This window comes from Brenneria tiliae (assembly GCF_023347575.1).
GTDB classification, from domain to species: Bacteria; Pseudomonadota; Gammaproteobacteria; order Enterobacterales; family Enterobacteriaceae; genus Brenneria; species Brenneria corticis.
The window spans coordinates 265,754-282,544 of record NZ_JAKPCB010000102.1 but is presented as its reverse complement, the minus strand read 5'-3'; the positions used below and the strand labels follow the sequence as shown (position 1 = coordinate 282,544).

The following is a 16,791-nucleotide window of genomic DNA, read 5'->3' as shown; positions in this document are numbered from 1 at the left end:
ACGCAAAAATGCAATTCTATATGAGAATGATGGCTAAACTAAATGGCGCATCTCGTTATCTCGGCACTTTTAACCATTCATTATTCTGATGCCTCCTTACAACGGCGATATTTTCATCAGCGCGTAGCGATGGGTGCATAACCATGTCCGCAGCCTGGCGGACTAATTCCACCGAGTCGGATTCGTTCCGTATGGCGAATAGCGGTAAAATTCGCATCTAGAGGCGAATATTTGATATATTCGTCCCTGAGTACGAATTTTGGTTCTATCATTGCCTGAGGGCGATAAAAATGGCGACAAAAATCAGTGTGATTACCGGCGATCTGGTCAATTCCCAACGGGGTGACACCACGGCCTATCTTGAGCGGCTGGAAAACCTGCTGCACGATTTGCAGCAGGCTAAACGGTTACATAGCTTCGAAATCTTCCGGGGCGATTCTTTTCAAGCCGTCGCTAAATCCGAACAGGGCTTATTGTTGGCGGTGTATATCCGCATCGCGTTGAAAGCCTCCGGCATCGCCTACCGGGACGCCAGGGTAGCCGTTGGCATAGGCAGCCGCAAGGCTCGGGGAACAGGCTACGGCAGCGCTTTTGTCAATTCCGGCAAGGCATTGGATACGATAGGCAAAAATTGCAGACTGGCTCTGAAAAATGACAATGATAAAACAAACGCGGTTGTCAGCGATTTGCTGCCGATGTTAGATCATGTCATTAGTCGTCTATCGCCGAGCGAGGCAAAAATCGTCCAGGCGCGGATGTTTGCCGCGACCAACGTCGAGGTGGCGAAAAAACTGCAAAAGGCGACATCAACGGTATCCGCTGCGCTCAAACGGGCCGCCTATGAGGAAATCACAAGATTTATCTCTGCCATCAACAGGATAACCTAGCCATGGATTTAACCTACGCTCCGCTGTTGACCTGGATGCTGATAGCGCATCTGGTTGTTGATTTCTCTTTGCAACCGCTCAGTTGGGTGAAGCATAAAGCCAGATACCGCGCCGGTTCGAAATTTTTGTTGCTCCACGCCATTCTGCATGCGGCGGCGGCGGCCTTGGTCGTCGCCGGATTTGGTTTACTGTACGGCGGTTTGCCCTCTTTCTACGCGTTGCTCGCATTACCGGTGATAGGCATCAGCCATTATCTGATCGACCTGATGAAAGTCACCGTAATGAGCCGGTTAAACCAGGCCGGCAGTTTCCTGATAGATCAGGGGCTGCATCTGTCGGCGATCCTGCTTCTGTGGTTAGCCTTGATTCCCGATGCCCGGCCGCTGCTCTCTTTCTTGTGTCAACAACTGGCTGGCGTGCAGTTTAGCCTGATTGTTGCCGCCTATCTGGTGATTTACCTGCCGATGAGTCTCCTGATCGACCAACTGCTGGCGCGTTGGTCGCCCCAGATGCCCCCTTCCGCCAGGGAGAATAAAGACTCACTGCTGAGAGCGGGGAAACAAATCGGCTATTTGGAAAGAACGCTAATTCTGACCTTTGTGCTAATTGGGCAGATACCGGCGATTGGTTTTTTACTGGCGGCAAAATCCATTTTCCGTTTCGGCGATCTGCGCCAAAGCGACGATAAGATGCGTACCGAGTATGTGATGCTTGGCACGCTGTTTTCCTTCACCTTGACCATCATGCTCGGCCTGCTGGTCAGGCGACTGCTGTAACCGGCGGGCGCAACCCTGTAAACGGACGCCGGCCCGACGAGTCGGGCCGGCGGATTAAAGAGGAAAGCGTCATTTCTTCTGGGACGGCGGGCTGACGGAGTGACGGCGAACCAGCGTCGGGCTGAACAGGTTTGTCGTCTCTTGCAGTGTTTTTCCCTGATGCAGGGCGACGGCCAGTTCGGCCGCCTGTATCGCCATGGCCGAAACCGGGTAATGCACCGTGGTCAGGCGGGGACGGAGATAACGGGCGATCAGCACATCGTCGAACCCCACGACGGACATATCCTGAGGAACGTTGATGCCGTTATCGCTAAGCACCGATAGCGCGCCCGCCGCCATGGAGTCGTTGTAACACACCACGGCCGTTATATTGCCGCCGCGGCTCAGCAGTTCGGTCATGGCGGATTCACCGCCCGTTTCATCCGGGGACGCGCGGGCGATCCGCCGCTCGTCCACCGGCAGGCCGTGCTCATTCAGCGCGTCGGTGTAGCCCTGTAAGCGGTCGAATGCGTCGGAAATCGGGTGATTCGAACAAAGAAAACCGATCTTTTGATGTCCTTCCTGCAGCAGGTGGCGGGTAGCCAACCAGGCGCCGTGGCGGTCGTCCAGCGCCACACAGCGGGTTTCATAGCCCGGCAGGGTACGGTTGATCAGCACCATATCGGGGATGTGGCTCATCAAGGACGCCAGTTCCCGATCGGCAATCATTTTGGCGTGGACCACCAGCCCGGCGCAGCGGTGGCGAATCAGCTGTTCAATCGCTTTTTTCTCTTGTTCGGCATTATGGTAACCATTGCCGATAAGTAAAAAATTTCCTGTCGCCTGGGCGATTTGCTCCACTGATTTCACCATGGCGCCGAAGAAGGGATCGGAGACATCGGCAACCACCAGACCCAGCGTTTCGGCGCTTTGATGCGCCAGGGCTCTGGCATTGGCGTTAGGATGATATTTCAATTCGGCCATCGCCTTATGCACGGCTTGACGCGAAGCGCTGCTGGCCTTGGGCGAATCGTTGATGACGCGTGAAACCGTGGCGACCGATACCCCTGACAAACGAGCGACGTCCTTTATTGTAGCCATGGCGGATTCCTGAAATCGGCATTACCGAGGGGCATGGGTTTTCCCGGTTAACGCAGTGGTTAGCAAAAACTAAAAGTTTATAAAACGACAGGTTTATAAAACGATAGGTTTTTTCAGATGTTACCTATTCATTCTTTTAGCGTCGGTATCCAGAGAACGCTTATGTGATCGGTATCACTATCAAGAGTAACTTCTCACTTCCCAAATGTCATCATGCGGTTTAAATTTAGGGTAATCGATTACACTAAATACGTATCCATAAATATTAATATTAATTTATTTTGTTTATTATTAATGAGTTATATCTGTAATTTGAAGTGGAACATGTTACATTCGGTGCGGTTTTGACATCATCATCCGGAGGCCGCCGGGAAATATCGCCACGGCGAAGGGTGTCTGTCCTGTTTTGAGGAGCGATCTATGCCATTTGAACCAACCGAACACCCGCATCGCCGTTTCAATCCGCTGAAAGGGGAGTGGGTTCTGGTTTCCCCGCACCGCGGCAGGCGTCCATGGCAGGGGCAGCAGGATGAACCCGAGCGCCGAGCGCCGCCGCCGCATGACCCAACCTGCTATCTGTGTGCAGGGAATAAGCGCATCACCGGCGATATGAATCCGCAATATCAGGGGACGTTTGTTTTCACCAATGACTTTTCCGCCCTGATGGAAGACACCCCGACGGTTTCGCCCGGCGACGATCCGCTGTTTCGGATACAAAGCGCCCGGGGCGTTAGCCGCGTGATCTGTTTTTCGCCCGATCACAGCAAAAGTCTGCCGGAATTACCGCTGTCAGCCCTGAAAAGGATCATCGACACCTGGAGCGAACAGACGTCGGAACTGGGACAACGTTATCCCTGGGTACAGGTGTTTGAAAATAAAGGGGCGATGATGGGCTGCTCGAACCCGCATCCGCACGGGCAGGTCTGGGCCAACGATTTTTTACCTAATGAAGTGGTGCGCGAAGATCGGGAGCAGCGGGCTTATTTTACACACTACGGTACGCCTCTCCTGCTTGACTATGCGCAGCGCGAGCAGGCGGACGGCGGGCGGCTGGTGGTGGAAACCGAATTCTGGCTGGCGGTGGTGCCTTACTGGGCGTCCTGGCCGTTTGAAACCCTGTTGCTGCCGAAGTTTGCCGTACGGCAACTGCCGCAGTTGAGCGAGGCTCAACGTGAGGATTTGGCCCTGGCGCTGAAAAAACTGACCAGTCGTTACGACAATCTGTTTCAGTGCTCGTTTCCCTATTCCATGGGGTGGCACGGCGCGCCCTTTAACGGCGAAGAGAATAGCCACTGGCAGCTGCACGCCCATTTTTATCCGCCGCTATTACGTTCCGCCAGCGTGCGCAAGTTTATGGTCGGTTACGAAATGCTGGCGGAAGCCCAGCGCGATCTGACGGCGGAACAGGCGGCCGAACGCCTGCGCGGCGTCAGCGATATCCATTTTCGTGAGTAAATTTGAGGACCGGGTATGAGCCGTATTGATGCTTTGCGCCACTCCGTCGATGCAACCTTTCAACGCCTGTTCGGTTACGCGCCGCAGGCGCATATTCAGGCGCCGGGACGGGTGAACCTGATTGGCGAGCATACCGACTACAATGATGGTTTTGTCTTACCCTGCGCCATCGATTACCAGACGGTGATCGGCGCGGCGGTTCGGCAAGACCGCATCGTGCGGGTGGTGGCGGTAAACTGCGATAGCCAGCAGGATGAATTTGATCTGACGCAGGAGATAGCGCCGCACGCCGAATATACCTGGGCAAACTATGTGCGCGGCACGGTAAAGTTTTTGCAGGCGCGCGGCTTGCCGATCGGCGGCATGGATATGGTGATTGCGGGCAATGTGCCGTCCGGCGCGGGATTAAGCTCGTCGGCCTCTCTTGAGGTCGCCGTCGGACAGACGTTCAAGGCGCTTTACCGCCTGGATATCAGCCAGCTGGACGTGGCGCTGGTCGGCCAGCGGGCGGAGAACGATTTTGTCGGCTGTAGCTGCGGCATTATGGATCAGTTTATTTCGGCGCAGGGGCGGTCGGGGCATGCGTTACTGATCGACTGCCGGTCGCTGGAAGGGCGGGCGGTAAGTATGCTGGAAGGGTTCGATATCCTGATCGTCAATTCCAACGTGCGTCGCGGACTGGTGGACAGCGAATACAATACCCGTCGTCGGCAGTGCGAGGAGGCGGCGCGCCATTTTGGCGTCCGGGCGCTGCGCGATCTGTCGCCGGAGCAGTTTGCGGCGGGTGCGGCGGGGCTGGATCCGCTGGCGGTAAAACGCGCCCGCCACGTTATTAGCGAAAACAGTCGTACGCTGCAAGCGGCCGACGCCCTGGCCCGGCAGGATGCCAGACGCCTGTTTGCCCTGATGGCCGAGTCTCACGTTTCGATGCGCGACGATTTCGAGATCACCGTTCCCCAGATTGATACGCTGGTGGATTTGATTCAGAACCACGTCGGTGAGCAGGGCGGAGCCAGAATGACCGGGGGCGGTTTCGGCGGCTGCGTGGTGTCGCTGGTGCCGGCGACGATGACCGCCGACATTTGCCGGATGCTGGAGCGCGAATACCCGGCGCGCAGCGGATTGCCGGCTTCAATCTATCTCTGCCGTCCGTCCGACGGCGCCGGCCGGCTGAGCTGAGCCGCTTTGGGCGTCAGGCGACGCGGGCTGCATCACGGCAGCAAAAATAGCGTTGCCAGCCCGAGGAAAATAAAAAATCCGCCGGTATCGGTGATGGCGGTAATCATTACGCTGGAGCCAATGGCGGGGTCGCGTCCGAGCTGCACCATAACCAGGGGGATCAGCACCCCCATCAGCGCCGCCAGCAGCAGGTTGAGCAGGATCGCCAGCATCATGACGCCGCCCATTTCGGGGTTGCCGTACAGCGCGAAGGTGATAAGCCCCATCACGCCGCCCCATATCAGGCCGTTGACCAGCGCCACGCCCAGCTCTTTTAACAGCAGATAAGACTTCCTGCCGTGTTCCAACTGATGCAGCGCCAGCGCGCGGACGATCATGGTGATGGTCTGGTTGCCGGTATTTCCGCCAAGGCCGGCGACGATCGGCATCAGGGTGGCCAGCGCCACCAGATGCGACAGCGTGTTTTCGAACAGGCCGATAACCCGTGACGCCACCAGGGCGGTGCACAGGTTGATGGCCAGCCAGCCCCAGCGGTTGCGTACGGCTTTGTAGACCGGCGCGTAGACGTCTTCGGAGGGCGTTAACCCGCCGGAACGGCGCAGATGGCTGTCGCTTTCTTTATTGACCACGTCGACGATATCTTCCACCGTCAGGCGGCCCATCAGTTTGCCTTTGCTGTCCACCACGGCGGCGGAGATCAGGTTATAACGCTCAAAAGCCCCGGCGGCGTCCGTCACCCGATCTTCCGGCTGGAACATGGTCGGCTGTTTATCCATGATGGCGGCTACCGACGTCCCCGGCGCATTAAGCAATATATTGGCCAGAGACAGCTCGCCAATCAGGGTGTTCTTGCGATCGGTGACGAACAGCTTATCGGTGGACTCCGGAATGGTTTTCCGATAGCGCAGATAGCGCTGTACCGCGGCAAGGGTAACATCGGCCCGTATGGTGGTGAGTTTGAAATCCATGATATGGCCGACGCAATCTTCGTCATAATCGATCGCGCCACGCACCTGCGCGCGCTGTTTCGGCTCCAGCGAGGTCAGTATCCGGCCCAGCAGATGGCGGGGGATCATGCGCGCCAGCTGGGCCTGTTCGTCAACATCCAGCACGCGCACCGCTTTCAGAATCTCTTTATTCTGCATATCGCCGACAAGATCGTCCGAAATGCTGTCGGAGGCCTCGATCAGCACCCGTCCGCGCCGGTCTATGGGGATCAGCCGCCAGAGCGCCAAACGTTCGTCATGGGGCAGCGACTCCAGCAGGTCGGCCAGGTCGGCGGCGTGCAGCCCGATAATCAACCGGCATATTTCTGCCGTCTGGTCGAGCAGGGTCTTACGTTCTGTGGCGCTGTCTCCTGGTTGCCGGTTGAGAATGTTATCAACCAAGTCGCCGTTTTCTAACAGTAAAAGCGATATGCGACGCCGGATGGCGGTGAGTTTTTTTACATTCGACATGAGTTTCTTATGCTCGGTATGGTTTTATTCCCGATCGGTATTTTATCCCGATTGTACTGAACGGTTGGTGCAGATGACTAAACGTAGCGCAAAATCAGTGGATTAAGAATAGGACGGTTTGCGGATTAATGCCTGAATGTGTTGAATCGGGGGAATAAAAAGGCAGCGGGACGCGGATGCCGCGAATCGATGGCGTGACGGAACGCGCGGATGAAGAGGCTGAATAATCAGCTACAAAACAGTCGCGGGGCGGCGAACGTTATTCTTTCTTGTGGATTACTACGTCGGAAGCGGTGAGGGATTGTTCGACGCGCTGTTGCTGTTTGTCCTGATGATGGGCGAACGCGCTGATAGCGGAGTAAGCAAAACGGCCTAAGAGGATAATAAAACTGATCAGTAAAACGGCACGGGCAATGCGTGAACTACTTCGTCGCGGGCGCATTGATATTCGTCGTTTATGGGTAAGCGTGGACATTACCGTAAAATCTCCTATGGAAGCGAACATTCGCTGTGATTAATTTAGGCACAAGCGCTGACGCAGGTCAATCCATCAGGATAAAAAAATGAAAGACGGCGTCGCCTTTCATTGCGGCGGTAAAAAGCGGCGCTGCGCGGGGCAACGGGCCGATAACGCTGAGGAGAAGCGAAGCCTCGGCGTTATCGGCATCCGGTTCAGGCCGGCTCTTCTTCGATATTCAGCTTCCAGCCGGCGACATCCTTCCAGTATTCCTGCTCCCGTTCCAGATCGAGCTGCACCAGGGTGTTCTGGGCGAAAAAGCCCGCGGGGAAAATCAGCGTCCAGTGATTATCGTCGGTGAGCAGGCGCAGCGTGGCGGGCGTGGTGGTGGCCTGCCGCTGATTGTTCAGCAGGGTGGCCAGGCGCAATAGCTGAACCATGGGCAAATACTGCTTCTTTTTAAACAGGTTCAGGCGCGGGAACTCTTCCAGCTTGATGGCCTTGCGATGCAGCCGCACGGTCAGCGCCAGCAATAGCTGCTGCTCCTGATTGAAGCCGGGCAGGTTGGTATTTTGCAGAATATAGGCCGAATGGCGATGCATGCCGCTGTGGTTTATGCCCAGCCCGACCTCATGCAGCATGGAAGCCCAGTTGAGGATCGCCTCAAGCTGCGGGTGCACCAGACTCGGGTTTTGCTGCGCCCATTGGGCGTACAGCGACTCGGTGGTTTCCCGCACCCGGCGCGCCTGTTCCCGATCGATATTGTAATGGCCGGCGAGGCTTTGCGCGGTGCGGATACGGATATCCTGATGGCGGAAACGGCCTTCCATTTCATACAGCACCCCTTCCCGCAGCGCGCCGTCGGAAAGACGAAGCTCTTTGATCGCCAGTACGTCGAAAATGCCGCACAGAATAGCCAGCCCGGGAACCAGCACCGACTGCCGGTCTTCCGGCAGCCCCGGCAGACTCAGCGCCTTGAACGACTTAAAGCGCAGCACATGGTCGCGCAGCATTTCCAGACGTTCCGGCGTAATCAGGCCGTCTTTCTCGCCCATTTCCACCAGAATTTCATGGGCGGCCTTGATGGTGCCGGACGCCCCCAGCGCATATTGCCAGCCGTAGATACGGTATTCCCAGGCCAGCGTCTCCAGCTTCTGGGCCGCCGCCAGCCTGGCGCGCTTAAAGTTTGCCGCGCTGATTTCGCCGTTGGGGAAAAACTGCTGGGCAAAACTGACGCAGCCCATACGGCGGCTTTCCACCAGCATGGGCTCAAAGTCTTCGCCGATCACCAGTTCGGTGGAGCCGCCGCCAATGTCGATCACCAGCTTGCGCCCCTTTTCCGGCTGGGTGTGCTCCACGCCCATGAAAATCAGCCGCGCCTCTTCATGGCCGGAGATGATTTCAATCGGATAGGGAATGATTTCCGCCGCCCGGCGCAGAAATTCCTGGGCGTTGGTCGCCTGGCGCAACGCATGGGTGCCGACAATGGAGACGTTCAGCGCCGAGAACCCCTGCAACCGTTCGGCAAACAGCGCCAGGCAGCTTAAACCGCGCTCCATCGCCTCTTCGCTGAGCCGGTTTTGACCGTCCAGTCCGTCGGCCAGATGAACGCGCTGTTTTAAACGGCTAAGCACCTGAAGCGCGCCGTTTACCACGCGGGCGATCACCATATGAAAGCTGTTGGACCCCAGATCGACGGCGGCGAACTCCTGGGGTTTTACGACATCGTCGTCTTGATTCGTTAATGGCATTATTCAGGCTTATCCTCGGGTTGCTCAAGCGCCTTGATGTAATCATAAATGGCATTTTGCGCGCGTACTTTACGACGGTTGCCGCGCAATACATAGCGATTACTCAGCTCTTTATCAATCACACGGGCTTTCACCGTATCGCTGAACAGAATGTCCAGAATCTCCAGAATACGATTTTTTAAAATGGGATCGAGCACTTCGACGGCGACTTCAATACGGTAATCAATGTTACGCGTCATCCAGTCGGCGGAGGAGAGATAGACTTTCTTATCGCCGCCATTATTAAACACATATACGCGATCGTGTTCCAGATAGCGATCGACGATGCTGATCGCCTGAATATTTTCGCTGATCCCCGGTAGAGCCGGGATCAGCGAGCACATACCCCGAACCAGCAGATTGATTTTCACGCCGGCGGCGGAAGCCCGATACAGCCTTTCCACCAGCCCTTTATCCACCAGGTTATTCACCTTAAGGGTGATGCCCGCGTCGATATTCGCCAGCGCATTGTCGGTTTCCTTATCGATCAACTGATAAAGCTTGTCGCGTGAATTCTGGGGAGAAACCAGCAGATGCTCAAAGGAGACGGGCCGATAGGGGTTTTCGATGAAATTAAATACCCGGCGCACTTCATTGGTGATGCGTTCGTCGGCGGTAATCAGCGAGTAGTCGGTGTAGAGCCGGGCGGTTTTTTCGTTGAAGTTGCCGGTGCCGATATGGGCGTAACGCACGATGTTGTCCCCTTCACGGCGGGAGATCAAAAACAGTTTGGCGTGAATTTTCAGCCCCGGCACCGAGAAGATCACGTGAACGCCGGCCTCGGTCAGCCGTTTGGCCCAGTGAATATTGGCCTCTTCATCGAAACGCGCCTGCAGCTCCACCACCACGGTGACTTTCTTGCCGTTGTGCGCGGCGTGGATCATCGAGGTGATGATGCGGGAATCTTTCGCCACGCGGTAAATATTGATTTTGATAGCCAGCACGCTGGGGTCGAACGACGCCTGGCGCAGCAGCTCCAGCACATGCTCGAAGGTGTGGTACGGATAATAAAGCAGTACGTCGCGTTCGCGAATGGCGTCGAAGCCATTGCGGAAGTGGCCGAACCACTCGTGGTGCAGGCGCGGCAGCGCTTTGTTGACCAGCGCGGCGCGGCCGACGTTGGGGAACGAAATAAAGTCTTTAAAATTGTGGTAACGACCGCCGGGGATCACCGAGTCATAAGAGGAGATCCCCAGCTTCTCCTGTAGTACGGCGACCATCGCATCCGGCATATCGCGCTGATAAACAAAGCGCACCGGCTCCGCCGTCAACCGCTGCTTGAGGCTGGAAGACATCAGTTCCAGCAGGCTGGACTCCATCTCGGTGACCAGATCGTACTCCGCGTCACGCGTCATTTTCATCGAATAGGCGTTGAGCGCGTCGTAATCGAAAAAGCCCTTGAAAATATCGTTCAGGCAATAGCGCAGAATGTTATCAATCAGAATCATGGTCTTGCGGCGGCGGGGCGCTTCCGCCGGCAGGTTGACGAAGCGGGGAACCTTGTCCGAGGGAATTTCCAGCAGCGCGTAATTGATCCTATCGCCGCGGATGATTTCCACCGCCAGATAGGTGTAGTCATCTTTCAGGAACTGCACCAGATTGGTGTCGTGCTGGATCAATATCGGGGTAATATGCTGGCGTAAATGCAGCCTGAAATACTCCCGCAGCCAATCCTGCTGATTCGGGGAGACCTGGCGCTCATTAACCAGGAAAATCTGGTTGCGCGCCATTTCAAGCAGTAACTCGTTGTAAAGATTGTCAAAAACTTGATCGGTTTTCAGCACCCGCGCCTGAATCTTGCCTAAAAGGTGGCGTAAATTGCCGTCTAAACCTTGCTCTTCGTTAATCAGGATGCGTCTTTTCAGATCGGCAAAACGGACTTTATAAAACTCATCGAGATTGCTGGAGTAAATGCCAAGAAAGCGCATGCGCTCAATCAAGGGGTTGCTTTTATCTGCCGCTTCCTGAAGTACGCGTTCATTAAAGGATAACCAACTTAACTCTTTTTCAATATAGAGTTTGTCCTGACTCATTGTCACTCCGGTAAACTAGTATGCTGAAGGTCTATCCAATATCCATCAACATTATGGCGCGTTCATGACGTGAAAATCCAATCCGCGGACGGCGTTGCCATCGTCATATTACGGGCATAAAGGCAACATATGCTACCTGCTTTTCCGGCGGTGACGATTAACCCAACAAACTGTAAACGATGGCGGAGATAGCGATCAGCCCCATAACGGTGACGAACAGGTTGCTGATATGGCCGCCGTATTTTTTCATCGCCGGGACTTTCTGGATGGCGTACATCGGCATCAGGAACAGCAGGCAGGCGATAATCGGACCGCCCAGCGTTTCGATCATCCCCAGAATGCTGGGGTTCAGCGTGGCGACGAGCCAGGTCGTCGCCAGCATAAACAACGCGGTAATGCGATTCAGTTTGCCGCTGGAGATGGTTTTCCCCTTACTGCGCAGCGACTTCACGATCATGCCGTTGAAACCTTCGCCGGCTCCCAGATAGTGGCCGAGAAACGATTTGGAGATGGCGATGGTGGCGATAACCGGCGCCAGGTAGCCCATCAGCGGGTTATTAAAGTGGTTAGCCAGATAGGACAGAATGGAGATGTTCTGCTCTTTTGCTTCCATTAGCTCGGCCGGGGAGAGGCTCAGCACGCAGCTGAACACGAAGAACATCACGGTGATTACCATCATGATATGGCTGTAAGACAGAATGCGGGCGCATTTCCTCTCGGCCTGTTCGCCATACTCTTTACGCTTGGCGACCGCAAAGGAGGAGATGATCGGCGAATGGTTGAATGAGAAAACCATCACCGGGATCGCCAGCCACAAGGTAGCCAGCAGCCCATTGCCGGTTACGCTGTTCGCCAGGGAAGCATTCTCGAAAACAGAGGTATTCCAGTGCGGCACTAAATACAGCGCCAGCAGTAATAAAACAACAACAAAAGGATAAACCAGAATACTCATTGCCTTAACAATCATGGTTTCGCCGAAGCGGACAATAAACATTAATCCCATGATTAATATCAAAGACAGCAATGCTCTGGGCGGAGAAGGCAAATGCAGCTGGTGAGTAATAAAACTGTCAACCGTATTGGTAATCGCCACGCTGTAAACCAGCAGAATGGGATAAATGGCGAAAAAATACAGCAAGGTGATTAATTTTCCAGCGCCGACGCCGAAATGTTCTTCAACAACTTCTGTAATATCTTCACCACCTTTTTTACCGGATAATACAAATCGACACAACGCGCGGTGGGAATAATAGGTCATCGGGAAAGCGATAATAGCCATGATAATTAGCGGGATCAGGCCGCCGATACCGGCATTTATCGGCAGAAACAACACGCCGGCGCCAATGGCCGTACCATAAAGGCCGAGCATCCACACCGTATCGCTTTTGCGCCAGTCTGAAGCCTGCTCCAACGCCTGGCTGCTATCGTGAATTGTGCTCATGCAAATTTCTCCTTAGTGAACACAGTATATAAAAAGTACAGTACCGGTAAGTTGCCGCTACGGAGTGGACATATAAATTACGTCGATGGGCATACCTTTGTGGCTGCATGTATATCGTGCTGGCCGGCGAATAATATTGCGGCGATCGCATAAATAAATCGAAGTGAATCATTTTAATAAATTTCAGGGGAAATGAAAATATCCATGGCGATAGTTTATTTTTTGACGGAAAATTATTGATGCGATAATTTATTTTCAAACGATAAAAATGACCGGGAATATAAAACTGTTAAAAACAGGGATGATGTAAATAATAAACGCCATTTCAAGGATGTCACGCTGAAAAATCGTGTTTTCGCTTTTAGCGAACGGCCAGGCATAGCGCGGCGTATGCCTGGCGGCGAATCAGACCGGCAGTTTTTCCTGCGCCCAGCGCAGACCGCTGTGGTATTCATCCGTCAGCATGGCGGCCAGCGATTGCAGGCTCTGCCGCAGCTGAGCGGTATCCTGGGCGGGTAAATTCAGATGGCCGACTTTACGCCCCGGGCGCACCTCTTTTTCATACCAGTGCAAATGAACCAGCGGCAGCGACAGCCAGTCGGTATTGACGTCGGTGCCGATCAGATTGACCATCACCGAGGCGTCGCTCACCACCGGCGCCGGCATCGGCAGATCCAGAATCGCCCGCAGGTGCAGTTCGAACTGGCTGATGGAGGCGCCGTTTTGCGTCCAGTGGCCGCTGTTGTGTACGCGCGGCGCGAGTTCATTAATCAGCAGACGATCGCCGACGATGAAACATTCCATCGCCATCACGCCAACGTAGCCCAGCTCGTCCATGATGGCGGAGAGCATCCGTTCCGCCTGTTGCTGCAACTGCGGCGCCGGCCGGGGCAGGGCGACGCTGGCGCGCAGAATGCCGTCCTGATGCAGATTATGCGTCAGCGGATAAAAAACGCACTCCCCGTGCGCGTTGCGCGCGCCGACCAGCGACACCTCGCCGGAAAAATTGATGCCCTGTTCAACGATGCATGCGCCATAGCAGTCCGCCGGTAATCCGTGCTGCTCGCCGTCCCGCAGGCGCCACTGTCCGCGGCCGTCGTAACCGCCGACGCGGCGTTTGACGATGGCAAGCTCGCCGAGCCGGCTAAAAACCTGCGGCCACTCTTCCGCGGCGGCAAGCAGCTGCCAGGGAGCGGTTGCCAGATTCAGCTCGTCCAGCAGCTGTTTTTGCGTCAGCCTGTCGGCCAGACGCGGGAAGATATCACGGTTGACGAACGCGGTATGCGCCGCCAGCTCACGCGTAAGCGCCGTTTCCGGCCAGCGTTCGATTTCAGCGGTAATGATGCTGTTGTGGAAAGGCACCGATTCCGGCTCCGCATCCAGCCCGACCGGGTAAACCGCGATCCCCAGCGGCTCGCCGGCCTGGCGCAGCATTCTTCCCAACTGACCATCGCCCAATACGCAGACCGGTTTCATGCTTCCTCCCGCGGGTCGGGGTGGGATAACACTTCATCGGTCTGGCTCCGCCGCCAGTCAGCCAGGCGCGTGGCGATTGCGCCGTCATGTAACGCCAGAATCTGCGCCGCCAGCAGCGCGGCATTGGCCGCTCCCGCTTTGCCGATGGCCAGAGTACCGACCGGCACGCCGCGCGGCATCTGGACGATGGAGTAAAGGCTGTCGATTCCGCTCAGCGCGGCGCTCTGCACCGGCACGCCCAATACCGGCACCAGCGTTTTGGCCGCCAGCATGCCCGGCAGATGAGCCGCGCCGCCCGCGCCGGCGATAATCACCTCGAAACCGTTGCTCGCGGCCTGTTCGGCGAAGCTGAACAGCTTATCCGGCGTTCGATGGGCGGAGACGATTTCCACATGAAAAGGAATAGCCAGCGTAGTGAGGATTTCCGCGGCAAACTGCATGGTGGCCCAGTCACTCTTTGAACCCATGACGATGGCGATTTTAGCCGGGGCAACGTTGGATGACATGCCTGTAAAGCTCCTGTGATGTTACATGGTGGTGGTGCGGCATCCGCCAGATAGTGGGTGCGCTGGCGTTGAGGGCGTAGAGCATATCACGACTGCAAAGTGAGGAAAACGGTTGCGTACGCCCGAAAAACAGCGCCGGCGGCAAGCCGCGGGGGGGAAAAGGGGTCAGAAAGGGAAAAAAATCAGTTCGATATCATGCTCCGTCACTTTGATCATCGATCCTTCGTTATGCCAGGCGCCCAGCACCGCGCGCTGCGCGCTGAAATGATCGGCGACGATTTGATGAATGGCCGGACGATGGGTGTGGCCGTGGATCATGGTGCTGACCTGATAGTGTTGCAGACGGGCGATAACCTGTTGCGGATTGACATCCATAATCTGCTGCGATTTATGCTGGTTGGCGCGCTGACTGGTCGAGCGCATTTTTTCCGCGATGCGCAGGCGCAGGCGTAAAGGCAACAGCAGGAAAAGACGCTGGATCAGCGGATTATGCACCCGGCGGCGAAACTTCTGATAGGCGCGGTCGTCGGTGCACAGCGTGTCGCCGTGCAAAATAAGTATCCGCCGGCCGTACAGATCCAGCACGTTTTCCGTCGGCAGCAGCGTTAAGCCGCTGCGTCTGGCGAAGCGCCTGCCGAGCAGAAAGTCCCGGTTGCCGTGCACGAAATAACAGGGAACGCCCTGTTGATGTAATGTCCGCAAGGCGTCGGCGACCGTCGCGTGCAGCGGCTGCGGATCGTCATCGCCGATCCAGGCGTCAAACAGATCGCCCAGAATATACAGCGCATCCGCATTTACCGCTTCATGGCGTAAAAAACGCAGAAAACCGGCGGTGATCGCCGGTTGATCAATGTTTAAATGCAGGTCGGCAATAAATAGTGTCGCCATGCTGCGGCAGTTACTCGCTGACGGTAACGCCGGTGATCACCACGTCTTCTTTGGGAACGTCCTGGTGCATGCCGCTGCGGCCGGTTGCCACGCCTTTGATTTTATCCACCACGTCCAAACCTTCAGCCACTTCGGCGAATACGCAGTAGCCCCAGCCGTCCGCACGCTCTGAACGGAAGTTCAGGAAGTCGTTGTCAACCACGTTGATAAAGAACTGCGCGGTGGCGGAGTGCGGATCGTTGGTGCGCGCCATCGCCAGCGTGCCGCGGGTGTTTTTCAAGCCGTTGTTGGCTTCGTTTTTAATCGCGCCCTGGGTTTCCTTCTGCTGCATGCCGGGAGCGAAACCGCCGCCCTGGATCATAAACCCATTGATAACACGGTGAAAAATGGTGTTGTCGTAAAAACCGCTGCGGCAGTAATTGAGAAAGTTTTCCACGGTAACCGGCGCTTTGTCGGCGAAAGTGTTAATGACGATATCGCCGTGGTTGGTATGAAACGTGATCATAGTAATGAGCCCTACATAGCCTTGGTAATGAACAACGACGCTCACAACATGCGGTGAACAATCAAGAGCGCTCTTATAACATAACTGGCTTGCCGAGTCAGTACAGGCCGGCGCATAACCTGGGGAGCGCGCGCTCAATCAGCGCGCGATATTTCGCCTATCCAAATAAACTGATTTAATATCAAAAAGTTAGTTAATTTATTTGAATGAGATTTTTATTGCGCCGGATCACTGTTTTTCATAATTTGCTTGTTGTTTAGCTGCCACCCGGATTAGTCTGAGAGCGATTCTTATTACCCTTAAATAACACTAAATCAATAGAAAGGTGAATTATGCTCAACAGTATTAATCGAGTATTGGATAAACCCGATTTCGGGAAGTTGTTGCTGCGCGTGTCGTTCAGTATCCTGATGCTGTTTCACGGCTGGCACAAGGTCCATAGCGGCATTGGCGGCGTGCAGAAAATGCTGGTGGAAGCGGGTATTCCGACATTCGTCGGTTATGGCGTCTATGTTGGTGAAGTCATCATTCCGATTCTGCTGATTCTGGGCATCTTCACCCGTCCCGCCGCGTTGATTTTTTCCTTCACCATGCTTACCGCCGCGTTGCTGGCGAATCCGAACGATTTATTCGTACTGACTAAAACCGGCGCGTGGATCGCGGAACCGGCGGCGGTATTTTTCTTTGCCGGCCTGGCTATCGCTTTCCTCGGCAGCGGCAGATATTCGGTGGTCTCCAATCCGCGCTGGCGCTGACGGCGTCTGTGCCGTCGCCACGGCAGTTTGGTTCCCGGCCCGGATAATTCCGGGCTTTTTTGCGGCGCGCCATCCCTGGCCGCCGCCCTTACGGGCCGTCGCCGGG

14 protein-coding genes are annotated in these 16,791 nt (G+C 55.5%); 5 read left to right on the top strand and 9 right to left on the bottom strand.

The window, feature by feature from the left end; all coding sequences use genetic code 11:
- The first annotated feature begins 290 nt into the window (after positions 1–290).
- Positions 291–887 carry a SatD family protein gene (locus tag MFP24_RS19950; protein WP_249232019.1) on the top strand — a complete coding sequence of 199 codons (597 nt, stop codon included), beginning with the start codon at positions 291–293 and terminating at the stop codon, positions 885–887.
- Positions 888–889: 2 nt separating this feature from the next.
- Positions 890–1,663: a DUF3307 domain-containing protein gene (locus MFP24_RS19945; RefSeq protein ID WP_249232018.1), complete on the top strand. Its 774-nt coding sequence runs from the start codon at positions 890–892 to the stop codon at positions 1,661–1,663.
- Positions 1,664–1,732: 69 nt separating this feature from the next.
- Here the strand turns inward: MFP24_RS19945 and galR are convergent, their stop codons facing one another.
- Positions 1,733–2,743, bottom strand: coding sequence for an HTH-type transcriptional regulator GalR (galR, locus tag MFP24_RS19940; protein ID WP_249232017.1), 1,011 nt, complete (start codon positions 2,741–2,743; stop codon positions 1,733–1,735).
- 420 nt (positions 2,744–3,163) lie between these two features.
- Here galR and galT point away from each other — a divergent pair, with 420 nt between their 5' ends.
- Positions 3,164–4,198 (top strand): galactose-1-phosphate uridylyltransferase, encoded by a 1,035-nt coding sequence (galT, locus tag MFP24_RS19935; RefSeq protein ID WP_249232016.1) that lies wholly within the window; start codon positions 3,164–3,166, stop codon positions 4,196–4,198.
- A gap of 15 nt (positions 4,199–4,213) precedes the next feature.
- Positions 4,214–5,377, top strand: a complete 1,164-nt coding sequence (gene galK / locus MFP24_RS19930) for a galactokinase (RefSeq protein ID WP_249232015.1) — start codon at positions 4,214–4,216, stop codon at positions 5,375–5,377.
- A gap of 32 nt (positions 5,378–5,409) precedes the next feature.
- Here galK and mgtE read toward each other — a convergent pair whose 3' ends face one another.
- The 8 genes from mgtE to ppiB form a co-directional block, all read right to left on the bottom strand.
- The gene (gene mgtE / locus MFP24_RS19925) at positions 5,410–6,834 is read right to left on the bottom strand and encodes a magnesium transporter (RefSeq protein WP_249232014.1); all 1,425 of its coding nucleotides are present in this window, start codon (positions 6,832–6,834) and stop codon (positions 5,410–5,412) included.
- 672 nt (positions 6,835–7,506) lie between these two features.
- Positions 7,507–9,042, bottom strand: a complete 1,536-nt coding sequence (gene ppx, locus MFP24_RS19915) for an exopolyphosphatase (RefSeq protein ID WP_249232013.1) — start codon at positions 9,040–9,042, stop codon at positions 7,507–7,509.
- Complete coding sequence (gene ppk1 / locus MFP24_RS19910; RefSeq protein WP_249232012.1) at positions 9,042–11,114, bottom strand: polyphosphate kinase 1; 2,073 nt, start codon at positions 11,112–11,114, stop codon at positions 9,042–9,044. Before ppk1 ends, ppx begins: the two co-directional genes overlap by 1 nt.
- 157 nt (positions 11,115–11,271) lie before the next feature.
- The gene (locus tag MFP24_RS19905; protein WP_249232011.1) at positions 11,272–12,555 is read right to left on the bottom strand and encodes an HAAAP family serine/threonine permease; all 1,284 of its coding nucleotides are present in this window, start codon (positions 12,553–12,555) and stop codon (positions 11,272–11,274) included.
- 405 nt (positions 12,556–12,960) lie between these two features.
- Complete coding sequence (purK, locus tag MFP24_RS19900) at positions 12,961–14,031, bottom strand: 5-(carboxyamino)imidazole ribonucleotide synthase (RefSeq protein WP_249232010.1); 1,071 nt, start codon at positions 14,029–14,031, stop codon at positions 12,961–12,963.
- Positions 14,028–14,537 (bottom strand): 5-(carboxyamino)imidazole ribonucleotide mutase, encoded by a 510-nt coding sequence (gene purE / locus MFP24_RS19895; RefSeq protein ID WP_249232009.1) that lies wholly within the window; start codon positions 14,535–14,537, stop codon positions 14,028–14,030. The genes purK and purE overlap by 4 nt, the downstream gene beginning before the upstream one ends.
- Positions 14,538–14,702: 165 nt before the next feature.
- On the bottom strand, positions 14,703–15,425 hold the full coding sequence (gene lpxH / locus MFP24_RS19890; RefSeq protein WP_249232008.1) for a UDP-2,3-diacylglucosamine diphosphatase: 723 nt from the start codon (positions 15,423–15,425) through the stop codon (positions 14,703–14,705).
- A gap of 10 nt (positions 15,426–15,435) precedes the next feature.
- Entirely contained in the window at positions 15,436–15,930 is a 495-nt protein-coding gene (gene ppiB / locus MFP24_RS19885; protein WP_249232007.1) for a peptidylprolyl isomerase B, read from the bottom strand.
- A 332-nt stretch (positions 15,931–16,262) separates the two neighbouring features.
- Here ppiB and MFP24_RS19880 point away from each other — a divergent pair, with 332 nt between their 5' ends.
- Positions 16,263–16,685, top strand: coding sequence for a DoxX family protein (locus MFP24_RS19880; RefSeq protein WP_249232006.1), 423 nt, complete (start codon positions 16,263–16,265; stop codon positions 16,683–16,685).
- Positions 16,686–16,791 lie beyond the last annotated feature (106 nt).